Annotated in this window: 16 protein-coding genes; all 16 read right to left on the bottom strand. The window is 36.1% G+C overall.

Annotated features, from left to right (window positions below; translation table 11 throughout):
* Positions 1-184 precede the first annotated feature (184 nt).
* Positions 185-1,303: a tRNA 2-thiouridine(34) synthase MnmA gene (gene mnmA, locus EKM68_RS07920; RefSeq protein ID WP_125589542.1), complete on the bottom strand. Its 1,119-nt coding sequence runs from the start codon at positions 1,301-1,303 to the stop codon at positions 185-187.
* Between the two features lie 18 nt (positions 1,304-1,321).
* Positions 1,322-1,657: a hypothetical protein gene (locus tag EKM68_RS07915; RefSeq protein WP_125589540.1), complete on the bottom strand. Its 336-nt coding sequence runs from the start codon at positions 1,655-1,657 to the stop codon at positions 1,322-1,324.
* A 53-nt stretch (positions 1,658-1,710) separates the two neighbouring features.
* On the bottom strand, positions 1,711-2,859 hold the full coding sequence (locus tag EKM68_RS07910) for a cysteine desulfurase family protein (protein ID WP_125589538.1): 1,149 nt from the start codon (positions 2,857-2,859) through the stop codon (positions 1,711-1,713).
* 15 nt (positions 2,860-2,874) lie between these two features.
* Positions 2,875-3,567, bottom strand: a complete 693-nt coding sequence (locus EKM68_RS07905; RefSeq protein ID WP_125589535.1) for a 5'-methylthioadenosine/adenosylhomocysteine nucleosidase — start codon at positions 3,565-3,567, stop codon at positions 2,875-2,877.
* 24 nt (positions 3,568-3,591) lie between these two features.
* Complete coding sequence (locus EKM68_RS07900; RefSeq protein ID WP_125589553.1) at positions 3,592-3,864, bottom strand: hypothetical protein; 273 nt, start codon at positions 3,862-3,864, stop codon at positions 3,592-3,594.
* 28 nt (positions 3,865-3,892) lie between these two features.
* A complete protein-coding gene (locus EKM68_RS07895; protein ID WP_125589533.1) occupies positions 3,893-4,459 on the bottom strand; it encodes an NUDIX hydrolase in 567 nt (188 codons plus the stop codon).
* Positions 4,452-5,873, bottom strand: coding sequence for an MFS transporter (locus EKM68_RS07890; RefSeq protein ID WP_125589531.1), 1,422 nt, complete (start codon positions 5,871-5,873; stop codon positions 4,452-4,454). The genes EKM68_RS07895 and EKM68_RS07890 overlap by 8 nt, the downstream gene beginning before the upstream one ends.
* 42 nt (positions 5,874-5,915) lie before the next feature.
* Entirely contained in the window at positions 5,916-6,149 is a 234-nt protein-coding gene (locus EKM68_RS07885) for a cold-shock protein (protein ID WP_125589529.1), read from the bottom strand.
* A gap of 3 nt (positions 6,150-6,152) precedes the next feature.
* Positions 6,153-8,933 carry an isoleucine--tRNA ligase gene (gene ileS / locus EKM68_RS07880; protein WP_125589527.1) on the bottom strand — a complete coding sequence of 927 codons (2,781 nt, stop codon included), beginning with the start codon at positions 8,931-8,933 and terminating at the stop codon, positions 6,153-6,155.
* Between the two features lie 181 nt (positions 8,934-9,114).
* Entirely contained in the window at positions 9,115-9,975 is an 861-nt protein-coding gene (locus EKM68_RS07875) for a DivIVA domain-containing protein (protein ID WP_125589525.1), read from the bottom strand.
* A gap of 16 nt (positions 9,976-9,991) precedes the next feature.
* On the bottom strand, positions 9,992-10,789 hold the full coding sequence (locus EKM68_RS07870) for a YlmH family RNA-binding protein (protein WP_125589523.1): 798 nt from the start codon (positions 10,787-10,789) through the stop codon (positions 9,992-9,994).
* Positions 10,789-11,055, bottom strand: a complete 267-nt coding sequence (locus EKM68_RS07865) for a YggT family protein (protein ID WP_125589521.1) — start codon at positions 11,053-11,055, stop codon at positions 10,789-10,791. The genes EKM68_RS07870 and EKM68_RS07865 overlap by 1 nt, the downstream gene beginning before the upstream one ends.
* An 18-nt stretch (positions 11,056-11,073) precedes the next feature.
* Complete coding sequence (locus EKM68_RS07860; RefSeq protein WP_125589519.1) at positions 11,074-11,478, bottom strand: cell division protein SepF; 405 nt, start codon at positions 11,476-11,478, stop codon at positions 11,074-11,076.
* Between the two features lie 34 nt (positions 11,479-11,512).
* Entirely contained in the window at positions 11,513-12,748 is a 1,236-nt protein-coding gene (gene ftsZ / locus EKM68_RS07855) for a cell division protein FtsZ (protein WP_125589517.1), read from the bottom strand.
* Between the two features lie 47 nt (positions 12,749-12,795).
* Positions 12,796-14,139: a cell division protein FtsA gene (ftsA, locus tag EKM68_RS07850; RefSeq protein WP_125589515.1), complete on the bottom strand. Its 1,344-nt coding sequence runs from the start codon at positions 14,137-14,139 to the stop codon at positions 12,796-12,798.
* A 77-nt stretch (positions 14,140-14,216) separates the two neighbouring features.
* On the bottom strand, positions 14,217-14,918 hold the full coding sequence (locus EKM68_RS07845) for a cell division protein FtsQ/DivIB (RefSeq protein ID WP_125589513.1): 702 nt from the start codon (positions 14,916-14,918) through the stop codon (positions 14,217-14,219).
* Positions 14,919-14,926: the final 8 nt, after the last annotated feature.

Genomic DNA, 14,926 nt, shown 5'->3' with positions numbered 1-14,926 from the left:
TGTGCATAAAAATAGGCATCCTCAACGAGGATGCCCAAGGCTCAAAATCATTCATCAATACTATTTGACAAAGAACCTAATAAATGAGATACACGATAAAAAAGTCCCTTGAGCTATACAAACTTGTATAACCCAAGGGACAATATTTATATCAATTTAAATAGCACTATCATATCTCTAAATCTTAGATATATTGCAACTTCTTAGCAGCCATATAAGCAGCATCAATAGTTGCTCCACCTAGACACTCCTCGCCATCAAAGAAGACAACTTCTTGTCCAGGAGTAATTGCACGTACAGGATTATCAAAGTCAACACTGACCTTGCCGTCTCCTAATACATGAACTGTAACACCAGTATCTTGTTGACGATATCTGAATTTGGCTGTGCAATGGAACTCGTCGCCATAATTCAAACCTGTGATGAATGAAAGATCAGATGCTTCCAAATGATCTGCATACAATCTAGGATTATCATATCCTTGATCAACGTAAAGAATATTCTTAGACATATCCTTACCAACAACGAACCAAGGCTCGTTTGACTTACCGTCTCCGCCAATTCCAAGTCCTGATCTTTGGCCGATCGTATAATACATCAAACCAGCATGCTTACCCTTAACTTCACCGTCAGGTGTCATCATTGTACCAGCCTGTGCAGGTAGGAACTCGCCAAGGAACTTTCTGAAGTTTCTCTCACCGATGAAACATACACCGGTCGAATCCTTCTTCTTAGCTGTAGAAAGACCAGCCTCTTCAGCAATACGACGTACCTCAGACTTTTGCATTCCACCAATTGGGAATAAAGCCTTTTGTAGTTGATGTTGTTGTACGGTACTCAAGAAATAAGTTTGGTCCTTGTTAGCATCCCCACCGCGAAGCAAGTGAACAACACCATTATCATCACGGAAACTTTGAGCATAGTGGCCCATAGCAATATAGTCAGCATTTAATTTTTCAGCATAATCTAAGAAAGCCTTGAATTTAACCTCTTTGTTACACATAACATCAGGATTAGGAGTTCTACCCTTACGATATTCATCCAAGAAATACTCGAATACACGATCCCAATACTCTTTTTCAAAATTAACAGAATAGTAAGGAATACCAATCTTGTTAGCAACCTTAGCTACATCTTCATAATCCTCTGTTGCTGTACAAACACCAGCATCATCAGAGTCATCCCAGTTCTTCATGAACACACCGATGACCTCATAGCCTTGTTGTTTAAGTAAAAGAGCACTAACTGAGGAATCAACTCCTCCACTCATTCCAACAACAACACGCTTCTTCTTATTATCCATAAAAAACCTCTCCACTGTTTAGCTCTTCACTAAAACTTTCTTTTCAATCATAAAATCTAATAAATATCTAAGATCACTGACTTCTTTTTCAGTATCCTTCAATTTGAAGATATTAAGATTGTGCATACCACTTTTATCAGTAGTAGCTAATTTAAGATTATCCAAATCTTTATTGATAGTAATTTTCAAGACATAACGAGCATCGTATGGTGAACTACCATTGATAGGACGTTCAAGGCGGAAATTACCTTGTTTAGTTTCTTGAAAACCAACATCTCGTAATGCATATTTTTTAATTTCAGGACTAAGTTCATAAAACTCTGTATCGCCTAAAATTTGTGCCTTTTTACTCATAGCAAAAACCTCCTAAGTGAAATTCTTCATAAATATAGTCTGAATAAAGATAACTAATTAGTCAAGTCTTTAATGATATCAACCAATTTATTAGAAAATTTTACAATTTCATCCTCAGTATTTTCTTTTCCAAAACTAATACGAATAGAATCATTGATCTTAGGACTGTCTTCACCAAACATAGCTACTAAGACGTGTGAAGGTTCAAGGCTTCCTGCTGTACAAGCAGATCCACCGGAAACGGCAAATTGTTCTAGATCAAGTCTAGTTAACAATACTCCGCGATCAACCCCTGGCAGATAGAGATTGAAGACATGATTCAAAGCGTGTTCATCGGTTGGTCCATTTACTTCAAATGAAATATCATTTGTTTTTAAGATTTCTTGAATCTTTTGTTTGAATCCATAATAACGATCACGACGTTCATTCTTTACTTCAGGAGTAATCAGTTTGACCGCTTGAGCAAAACCAGCGATTGCAGGTACATTTTCAGTACCGGCACGACGCTTAGTTTCTTGATCGCCACCCTTAATAAATGAAGGTATATGAATATTATCGTTGATATATAAGAAACCAATAAACTTGGGACCGTTAATCTTGTGAGCTGATGTTGACATCATATCAATATGCTCAGCTTTCACATCAATGTCTTCTTGTCCGTATGCTTGAACAGCATCAGTATGGAAGAAAGCTTGATGATCCTTTAACAAACTTCCGATTTCAGCAATTGGGTTTTTTGCTCCAGTTTCGTTATTTCCATACATAACAGAAACCAAAATCGTATCATCAGTTAAAGCAGCTTTTACTTGATCAACTGTTATTTCACCACGACTATTAGGTTTGAGATAAGTAATATCAAATCCTAATGTCTCAAGATAAGCCATCGATTTTAGGATAGCTTCATGCTCAACGGCTGTAGTGATAATATGTTTACCTAATTTTTGACGTGACAATGCTGTTTCAATAACAGCCGTATTATCACTTTCAGTTCCACCGCTTGTAAAAACGATTTCTGAATCCTTGGCGTTGATACTTTTGGCAATAGTATGACGACTTTCGTCTAATACTTTACGTGCTTGACGACCAAAATAATTGGTTGCGGATGCATTCCCAAAATTATTTGCCATTTGTTCAGAAATAACATCAACAACTTCCGTAGCCATTGGTGTCGTGGCAGCATTATCTAAATAAGTAAACTCCAATTTAAAAATCCCCTTCTATACTTCTTGATTCAAGAAATTTAATAACATTTGTACCGACTTACGACCAGCTTCAATAACGAAGTCGTCGAAATTAACACTAGCATCTTCGTCTCCCACATCACTCATTGAACGAATTACAACGAATGGTGTTTTGAATTGTGCACATACCTGAGCCACAGCTGCACCTTCCATTTCAGATGCCAAGGCATCTGGGAACGACTTTTTAATTGTAGCAATTTTTTCTTTTGAGTCAACAAATTGGTCTCCGGTCACAATTAAACCTGTATGAGAAATCAATCCGGTTCTCTTTGCAGCAGCCTCAATTTTTTCAACATAACCTTCATCAGCATAAAAATACAATGATTGTTGTGGCAATTGTCCGATAGCATACCCAAATCCAGTAGCATCGACATCATGATATGCCAAACGACGTGAAATCACTACATCACCGATTTTTAATCCCTCGCCAATACCACCAGCTGAACCAGTATTAACAACAAAATCCGGTTGGTAACGATCATTGATCAAAGTTGCTGTCATTCCAGCTTGAACTTTACCAATACCACTTTGAGCTAAGTAAACTGAATGTGTTTTGTAAGTGCCGATAGTAAATTCAACTCCGGCAACTGTTTCATTTTTGACATCACTTAATGATTCTTTAAGTAATTTAATTTCTTCTTCCATTGGAACAATTACGCCAATTTTCATTTAAAAATTCTCCTTGTATACTATTTAGACAAAAAACAACACTAAAAATACTATCACAACTAAGCCGAATACTGTAATGATGGCAATATTTAGCCGTTTTTTCAAACGATTTGTCTTATTTTCAAAAGACACCATTTTTTCTTGTTCAATTTGATCAGGATGTTCTTCACGATACTCTTCTTCGACACGTTTTCGTTCTTGATCACGTAACTCACGTTGTTTTTTTTCTACCTCATCAGCCGAAACAACTGAGCTACTAGAATTATCTTTTTTACTACCAGAAAAAGTATCTACCAGTACATCCTTAAAACGATTCCAAAGTTCACTAAGCCTTTGCATTCATTAACTCCCAATACGTTACTGCATAGATAGACTTTGCATCACAAATGATGCCGGCTTTAATTTGTTTTTTTGCTTCATCCAAAGTTAATTTTTCGACATTCAAAAATTCATCTGGATCAAGAGGACGTTTATTTTCAACTTCTGTTAAGTTATCCGCCTTGAACATCGTAATCTTTTCGTCTGAATAACCGGGACTTGAATAAAACGATGCAACTTCTTCAAGTTGCTCAGTCGTCATTCCAAGTTCTTCATTCATTTCTCTTAAGGCAACTTCTTTAAGATCAGAACCTTCGTCTTGATCAATTTTACCGGCTGGAACCTCTAGTGTCTCTTGTTCCATGGGTTCTCGCCACTGACGTACAAAGACCATCTTGCCATCAGATGTAAATGGAATAATTCCAACTGCACCGTGGTGTCTAACTAACTCTCTGATTGCTGGAACACCATTTGGTAAAATGACTTGCTCAACATCGACATCAAAAATTTTACCGCCAAACATGCGTTTTGATGCAATTACTTCTTCATAATATCTTGAATCTTCTTTATTCATTCTTTAAACCTCGTGATTTTAATAATCTAATTACAGACATAATTATAGCAATCAAACAAATTATTAATGCAAATGACATTGTAACACGCATACCATCTATAAAGATATCCGGTCTGCCGTTTACATAAGTTGTGACCGATTTGCCATAAAATTGACTCATTGATAAAAATAATACCGTAGTAGAGAATGAAACACCTATGATCATTCCTAGATTACGAGATAAAGCATTCAATCCTCCAGCTATACCTAGGTCTTTTGGTTCCACAGAGCTCATGATCATTGTATTATTTGGAGCTTGAAATAATCCATTTCCTAAACCATTCAAACCAATAAACAATAAAATAAACCAAAGACTAGTACTTACATTAAAGAATAAATATCCAATTTGAGCAATAGCTAGAACACTTAAACCGGCAATCGTTAACGAAATCGGATTGATCTTCGCTGACATTTTACCGGAGATCGGTGCGACAATTACTTGAACAAGTGGAAACATCATTAGCACATATCCAGCGATTGAAGCCTTCATACCTAAGGCATTCTCAAGGTAGAATGGTGAAACAACATTGAAGAAAAAGTTAGTTACAAATATCAAAAATCCAACAACTAATCCCAATGTAAAATCATGATTCTTAAATATTCTTAACTCAATCATCGGTTGATCAGTTATCTTTTGCAAATGTATAAATAGTACAAAAGATGCGATTGCTGCAATGAACGTCAAAATGATATAAATATTTGTGAATCCAACGGACTGTCCAATAAATATTGCTGCAAAGAAAAGTATCAATGTAACAGAATAAACACCAAATCCACGATAATCAATCTTAGCAGGGTTTTTAGGTTCCTTTTTAGGTAAATTAAGATAACCCAATATCAAAGCAATAACACCAATTGGCAAATTGATCCAAAAAATATAACTCCAATCAAATTGTGACAAAATCAACCCACCAATACCGGGTCCGGCGATTGCTCCAATAGAAACGAATGAACCAATATATCCCAAGGCATAGCCCCGTTCATGTAATGGAAAAGTCTGTGTGATAATCCCATTGTTTGTTGCCATAGCCATCGAAGCTCCAAATGCCTGAATCGTACGTCCAGCTAATAGGATCGGAAGATTGACACCAAATCCACAAATCAACGAACCAACAATAAATAAAATCGATCCAGTTTTAAAAACTTTTATTTTTCCAATCGAATCAGCTAATTTTCCAAATAACAACAGAAAAATACAAATAGTAACCAAATAAATTGAGACGATCCACTCTGCCATATTCATCGGTATATTTAAATCTTTGCTGATAACTGGCAAAGCAATATTAACAATTGACCCATCCAATGTGGCCATTAAAGTAAAAATTCCGACTGAAACCAATATCATCCATCTTTTTGGATTCACTTTCTCATTCATGACGACTCTCCCAAATAAATTATTTCAATAAAAAAGAAAGCACTATTCAGCGCTTTCCTCATCTTGATCATCATCTAATTCTAATATAGTAATATTAACTGCTTGTGGACCTTTGAATCCAGGAGCAACTTCAAACTCTACATCCAAATCAGGCTTAATAAAGTAATCTTCACGATTCAAAATTGAATCTGCGAAAAAGAAAATATCTTCTCCGTCATTGTTAATAAATCCAAAACCACGTTCTGTATTAAAACGTACTATTTTTCCTTGAAACATATATTAGCCCTCAAAACCTTCTTCAATTGTTTGAGGATATTCCTCAGTAACAATCTTAGCACATCTAGCACAGAATGTTGGGAAGTTTGAATCATCACCGACATCAGTCTTGATCATACGACATCTTTGACATACTTCACCATCGGCCTTTTCAACCAATACACTGACATCTTCATACTTGTCAGCTTCAGCTGGAGCGGCATCTGTACTGATTTCAAATTGAGAAACAATTAATAATTGTCCAAAGTTACTGTCGATCTTATCAAATGTTTTTTGTAGTTCTTCACTTGGATAAACTGTAACCTTGGCTTCAAGTGATTTACCAATCAATTTGTCTGCACGTGCAACTTCAAGTGACTTTTGAACATTGTCTCTGAAGTCCATAAATACTGACCAATCTTTTTCGATTTCTTCTGAATCAGCCAATTCTTCAACCTCTGGCATTTCAGCTAATTGAATATATTCTTCTGGTTCCTTCAAGTACTCCCAAACTTGTTCCATGGTATGTGGCAAGATTGGTGTCATCAACTTAGCAATTTTAACAACTGCGTCATAGATAACCGTCTGCATTGAACGACGTGAGTGTGAGTCCTCAGGATCAATATAAACAACATCCTTGGCAAAATCTAGATAGAATGTTGAAAGTTCATTAGTAATGAAACGTACAACATTTTTAGTCACATCAGCAAAGTCGTATGTATCATATTCTGCATGCAGATCTCTAACAAGATCATTTAACTTAACAGCAATATACTTATCTTCTGGACGAAGATCTTCATAAGCAACACTGTTAGTCTTAGGATCGAAGTCTGTAGTATTGGCAATCATAAATCTGAGTGTGTTACGAATCTTACGATATGTTTCTGAAACTTGCTTGAAAGACTCAACTGTAACCGAAACATCTGAACTTGAATCAACTGAGGCAACCCATAGACGGATGATTTCAGCGCCAAATTGTCTTTCAATGTCAGATGGAGCAATAACATTACCAAGTGACTTACTCATCTTGACACCGTTCTTATCAAGTGTGAAGCCTTGTGAAAGAATCGCCTTGTATGGAGCAACACCAAAGGCAGCGACAGATGTGATCAATAATGAATTGAACCAACCACGATATTGATCAGAGCCTTCAAGAACTAAGTCAGCTGGGAATGTTAAGTTATCACGTAACTTAGCAACACCAGCATGGGCTGTCCCTGAGTCGAACCAAACATCCATGATATCTGTTTCTTTAGTAAACTTGCCATTTGGACTAGCAGGATTCGTATAACCTTCTGGAAGAAGATCCTTAGCATCACGCTCGAACCAAACGTTTGAACCGTATTTACCAAATAAATCAGCAACATGATCAATGATTTCTTTGGTCATGATTGCTTCGCCATTTTCTGCATAGAAAATTGGTAGTGGAACACCCCAAGCACGTTGTCTTGAGATAACCCAGTCGCCACGGTCACGAATCATATTGTAAAGACGAGTTTTACCCCAATCAGGAATAAAACTTACCTTTTCAAGTTCTGATAGTAATTGCGGTCTAAACTTGTCGATTGAAGCGAACCATTGTGGTGTGGCACGGAAAATAACAGGTTTCTTTGTACGCCAATCATGTGGATAACTGTGAGTGAAGAAATCTAACTTCAATAATGAGCCATTTTCTGTCATTCTTTCAGTAATCATCTTGTTGGCATCGTCATAATAGACACCTTTATATTCTGGAACTTCATCAGTAAAGCAACCATGCTCGTCAATTGGTGAAAAAATTGGTAGTTTATACTTCATACCGACAACAAAGTCATCAGCACCAAAGCCAGGAGCCGTATGTACTAATCCAGTACCATCATCCAATGTAACGTGGTTACCAAGGATCAATACTGATTCACGATCATAGAACGGATGTGTAGCTGTTAATCCTTCAAGTTCAGCACCCTTGAAAGTCTTAAGAATTTCAATGTTTTCCCAACCAAGTTTTTCTTGTAGGAAACTGATACGTTCTTCAGCAACAACGTACTTGTTACCGTCAGCATTGATCAATGCATAGTTAAATTTAGGATTTACACAGATGGCTTCGTTAGAAGGCATTGTCCATGGAGTGGTTGTCCAGATAATGAATGAAGTATCGTTATCTAGCAAATCCTTACCATCACGTACTTTGAACGCAACAAAAATTGATGGTGATTTAACATCTTTATATTCAATTTCAGCTTCGGCAAGTGTTGATTCTGATGATGGTGACCAGTAAACTGGCTTCTTACCACGATAGATATAACCTTTATCTACCATTTCACCGAATACTTTAACTTCTTCTTTTTCAAATTCTGGTTGATAAGTAATATATGGATGATCCCAATCAGCTGAAACACCCAAACGTTTGAATCCAGCCATTTGCTTCTTGATCTCACCCTCAGCAAAGTCACGACACATCTTACGATATTCAGACATGCTGATTTCCTTACGTTTAACACCTTTTTTGGCTAGTTGTTGTTCAATTGGTAGACCGTGAGTATCCCAACCAGGAACATATGGTGAACGGAAACCGTTCATTGAGTGGTAACGAATAATAATATCCTTTGATACCTTATTCAAAGCATGTCCCATATGAATATCACCATTGGCGAATGGAGGGCCATCTAGTAATTCAAAGGTTGGTTTACCTTCGTTTAATTTTTGGCGCTTTTCATAAATCTTATTTTCTTCCCAGGCTTGTTGCCATTCTGCTTCTTTATTAGGAAGATTTCCACGCATTGGAAATTTTGTCTTTCCTAAGTTAAGTGTGTCTTTGACTTTCATTCTTTCACCCCGCTTGAAATTAAAAAGAACCCATCCAATTCTAGGACGAGTTCTTCGTTATACCACCTATTGGTAATTGATTATACAATTGTTTAAGAGTTGATATACTAAATAAATTATTTTACTAACCTCACACCATACGTTAGCTCGCTGAAAAATGTTTTATAAAGCACTTGTTCTCTTAATTATTAGCTTCCCCATTATCATCAGTATCTGCACTATCAGATTCATCATCGGCAAAATTAAACGTTGGAGCATTTTGCTCATGACTAACTGTATATGGATCTGCAGGTTCCTCATCGGGAATATTGTTATTATAGTTCATTTGTTCCTCGTTGGGAATGGTATCGGACGAATTTTCATAATCTGTTTGATTGTTTTCATAATTATTGTTTGATTCAGCAGTATTATTTTGATCAAAATTATTCGGCTCAACATTATTATTCTGATTCACATTCATATCAGATTCAGTATTCTGAGCCTGATTATTCATCTGATCAAAATCATTTTGCATCCCTACACGCTGTTTCAAATCATCAGTTGAAGTTTCTTTTGAGAGCTTTTCCCATTCAGGACTCTGAATCATATTCAATTGTTGACGAAGTATTTCTTGCAATCCACGTCTATAATCAGCTGATTTCTTTTTTAGATCATCAGTTTCAATTGTAACTTGACGTGCCTTACTTGAAGCATCTTCAAGAATTTGATTCGACTTAGCGGTTGACTGATCTAACAGGTCACGAGCTTTTTTCTGAGATTCCTCAACAATCACTTGTGCCTCTTGCTCAGCATTGTTCTTAACCTTATCAGCTGCATCTTGAGCCACAATGATCGATTGATTCAAAGCATCACGCATATCAGTAAGATACTTCAATTGTTCTTTAGTATCTTCTAATTCTTTTTGTATTTGCTCGTTCTTTTGCAGGGCAAGATCATAGTCCTCAGCAACCTGTTTTAGAAATTTTTCAACTTGATCGCGGTTATAACCACGGAATTTATGTTCGAATTCCTTATCATGTATTTCTATTGGTGACAATACCATAATCTCCACCCCTAATTTATTTATTAATAATGTTAACGAACAATATATATTTATTTCCCTTAGACTTACCCATAACATCATTAACTCTTACACGACCATATCCACGTACACTAAGCGTGTCATTGATCGATATAAAAGAACTTGCATTTTTGTTGACTACCCAGTTCATCTGGACTTTGCCATGTTCAACTAAGGTCTTTGCAGTCTGCCTTGATAAGTCATAGGTAGTTGCTACAACAGTATCTATGCGCAATGAATGCACATTTATTACTTCGTCGTGTGAATCGTCCTTTGGTAATAAGAGTTCAGAAAACTTCTTTTGCGACAAGTGAACTTTATATGGACCGATTTTTTGAACTTGTTCTGAAATAAAACTTTTCATTTGTTCAAATACAAAAAATTGCCAATTCTCACCGTCAGTTATTATATCCCCAAAGTGATCTCGCTCGACTCCTGATCCAGTCAAAGCTCCTAAAATTTGTCCATGATGTAAATCAGCAAATTTTTCTGGATACCTAATCTCAAACATTGAAATCTTAAAGTCAGATTCTTTAGGTACAAAATAGTCAGGAGCAATAATACCCCTGACTCTCTCTGCCCCTTCAAATCCGCCGAAATAATGAACATAGAGATCATCATATTTATTGACGAGATTATTTAGAATCAGCTGTTCTCTTAGATTAAGAAAATCAGTTAATTGTGGGATATACATAGTTTGTGTTCTAAGTAGCAGATCGCTCATTTTATCAATGAAGGGCTTTTCTTCTGGACGAAAATATCCACTTTTTAAGCTTACATTTTCTTTTTCAGTCATTAGATTATATAAAAAATCACTTTCTGTACTAATTCTAGAATAATTAGAGCAATCAGTGGGGAAAAATCAATCATCCCAAACTTAGTGGGAATAATCTTCGAAATTGCTCTGAAAAAAGGTTCCACCAGACTAGCAATGAAACGTCCAAATACGGAATTATACAGTGCAGGTATAAATGTCAAAATACAATATACAAACACGATCAACTCATATATTTGGAACGCTCCACCAATAATCATCGGCAAACCGTAAGAAATGCGATCCATAAGGTTCCCCTATCTATTTTATTCGTTTAATTCAGGAATACTTCCATCGATCTCAAACTTAGGAGGAGTACATAAGAAAATTTTATCTCCAACACGTTTGATTTCGCCATTAAGAGCATAAATTGAACCAGTTAAAAAATCAACGATTCTTTTTGATTGCTCATCATTTATATTATTGAAATTAACGATTACAGCTTTGTTATTCAACAATTGCTTAGCAACAACTTTTGCATCTGAATAAACACGTGGTTGAAAAATTGCTATCTTGCTACTTGCAGTTCTAGGTTCACTTGCAGCATTCATAGAAACTACCTTCTCATTACCTGAATAATCATTTGTTGATTGTTCAGCGTTGTTGTCTTGATCATCATAACTATCTTCATCGTTAATTCCAAAGAAATTACCTAACTTCTCAAAAGCCATAATAAGTTCTCCTTCTAGCTATTTAACTTTTTAATTACTTGTTATTTCTACGTTTGAAAATTGGAGGAGTTGAGTCATCATCATTATCGTTCAAATCAATTGTTTCAGGCTTTTTGAAAATTTCAAAATCACCTTTTTCACCAGAAACATTATTGTTATTTGAATCATCATCATGATTAATATCCCAATCAGCTAATGGGTCACTTGCTTGTTGTTTTGGAGCCTGTTTAGGGGCATCATTTTGTGTATTATCAAGTGTTGCCATACGATTGTTCAATTGAGGACGCTTTTGAGCAGATCTCTTCTTACTATCTTCACTTTCAACACCAGTAGCAATAACCGTAACTTTAACTTGATCACCAAGTGTTTCATCGATTGAAGTACCAAAGATAATATTAACATCTGATGTAGCTTGTTCTGAAACAATTTGCGCAGCATCTTGTGCTTCAAACAATGATAAGTCTGGTCCACCAGTAATGTTAAGTAATACTTGTTTAGCACCATCAATTGAAACTTCCAATAATGGTGAAGAAATAGCCTTGTTCGTAGCATCAGTAATTCTGTTCTCACCATTAGCTGTACCAATACCCATAAGAGCTGAACCTTGATCAGACATTACTGTCTTAACATCAGCAAAGTCCAAGTTAACAAATCCAGGTGATGTGATAAGATCAGAAATACTTTGAACACCTTGACGTAGAACATCATCGGCAATACTGAAAGCTTCACCCATTGGTGTTTTCTTGTCAACAATTTCCAATAGTTTGCTGTTAGAAATAATAACTAATGTATCAACGTCTTTTTTCAATTCAGTGATACCATCCGCAGCAAAACGTGAACGTTTTGAACCTTCAAAAGCAAATGGACGTGTAACAACACCAACAGTCAAGGCACCACTTTCTTTAGCAATACCTGCAACGATAGGTGCAGCACCTGTACCTGTACCACCACCCATTCCGGCAGTAATAAAGATCATATCTGCTCCATCGAGAGCTTCTTTAATTGCTTCTTCACTTTCTTGTGCAGCCTTTTGGCCAATCTCGGGGTTTGAACCTGCTCCAAGACCTCTAGTTAGCTTAGGTCCTAACTGAATTTTTGTTTCAGCTTGTGAACTTTCTAGAGCCTGTACATCGGTATTAGCAGCAATAAACTGCACACCTTTGATGCCAGAATCAACCATTCGGTTAACGGCATTACCACCAGCACCACCAACACCGATAACCTTAATAACTGCTCCCGTATTGTTATTTGAATCCAATGAATATTCCATTAAGGAGTTCCTCCTACTACTTTTACTTTTATATTAATAATTAATGTTTAATCGAAAAACTTACTCCAGAAATTTTTAACCTTGTTCATACGTTTACCCTTTTCAGGATTAGATTCTTGAACCTTCTTCTTTGGTTCAGGATCAGATTGAACTGGTGTTGGTTCTGGTTCTCTTTTAGTTTGTTGTTGAACTGATTGTTGAGAAGTTGAATTATTCACTTTTATCAAAGCACCATTAACAACGTTATCAGCGATGACACCTATATCATTTAATCTTGAAGCATACGTTACTAATCCTAATCCCAATGAATATGAAGGATAACGCATTCCCATTTGCGAAGGAACGTAGCTCTTGACTTTAACATCGAATATTTGCTTAGCCAGCTTCTCAATATTAGGTGTGGCAGCTACTCCACCGGTCAATACAATTCCCCCGGGAAGTGACAGCGCACCCGCATCTTCGAGTGGATCTTTTAATCTCGTAAAGATTTGTTCCAATCTAGCTTCAATTATTTCAGCTAAATATTCTTCTGAAATTGCATCTGGTTCATTTTTACCAACGACTTCAACACTAATGGTTTCATCAGTTGAAGCATCATCAGCATCAGCATTACCATAATACAATTTTAATTGACTAGCATTTTCAATAGTAGTATTCAGTACAACTGAAATATCGTGTGTAACATAATCTCCACCTTCAAAATCAACAGTTGAAAGTTTCAAATTATGATCATGTACAACTGAGGCAGTCGTTTGACCGGCACCCATATCGATAATTACAGCACCAAAGTCACTCTCACCATCGTCCAAAACGACTTGGCTCAAAGCCATAGGTGAAATAACTTTATGTGTAATATTTAGACCAGCTTGTTGAATTGCTTTTTTTGTATTATGAACGATTGTTTTAGGAGCAGTGTAGATAAGGCCTTTCATTTCAAGACGAACACCGATCATACCTCGTGGGTCACGGATGTTGTTGAAACCATCAACAGAAAACTGCTTTGGAATCAATGAAACTACTTCACGTTCACTAGGTAAGTTCTGCACCATAGCTGCTGCCATAACTTGTCTTACATCGTTTTCGTTTATTTCTTTTGATTCAGTACCAACTGCAATCATCCCTTGGCACTTTTCGATTTGTAACATGTTAGCAGATATTGCCACTACAACATCACGTATCGTTATGTTTGCCTGAGTCTCAGCTTTCTTAACAGCCTTTTTAATTGCACCTGCGGCTTTGTCTATATCGACTATAACGCCACGGTTGACTCCTTCGGATCTTTCGCTGCCAACGCCGACGACACTAATTTTGTCACCTGACGATTCAGCAACCACTACTTTGATTGAATTGGTACCTATATCTAGACCTACAAAAAATTCAGAATTGTCCATTAATCGTGGCAGCCTCCCTTACCTAGAAAAAAATCTATTCATTAGAAAATTTTAACACAAAAATGAGTATATTAAACCTATTTCTTATCTTTAAACGGATAAGAATATGCACCTACTTCAAGATTGATAACGCCCTTCTTTTTCATCTGTGAAGCAATACCTGGATAATACTTCATTTTTGCTTGAACCGTTCTAATATCCGCAACAACCTTGTTACCGTCATTCATATCGATTTTTATACGATATGGATTTAATTTTGTTGGTGAATTGTAGAATTCTGATACATTAGTTTTAACGTTATCATTTAAATCCTTATATATATCTGATATTTTTTTTAACTTATTTTTACTATTAAATCCGCTATATATCGGATAATTACCAATGGGTGCTTTCATCTCTTGATTTATAATGCGCCCATTGTCGATTATTCGATAATAATAGCCGTTTTTATAAATCAAACCTAACGTCTGATACTCAGTTACGTTGATAGTCAAATCCCTTAAATTGCGTGTCTTAAAGGAAATATTTTTGATTGATGGTAACTTTTTCTCAGTTTGTTCAGCAATTGACTTTTTTTCAAAAAATACGCTCATCAGCAATGTATTGTCATTAATTTTGGTTGCATCAATGACTTGTTGCCCACCTAAGTCATTCACACCCTTAACTGAAATATTACGAACTTTACTTAAGGGAGAACCAAGATAGGCGATAAAGATAATAACAACGGCAATGAAAAAAATCACTATATTTTTAACGTTGCTTTTCTTTTTCTTTGCCATCGTAAAAC

Source organism: Companilactobacillus jidongensis, assembly GCF_003946575.1.
Lineage (GTDB): Bacteria > Bacillota > Bacilli > Lactobacillales > Lactobacillaceae > Companilactobacillus > Companilactobacillus jidongensis.
The sequence above is the reverse complement of the archived record's forward strand: the minus strand, read 5'-3'. Positions and strand labels throughout refer to the sequence as shown.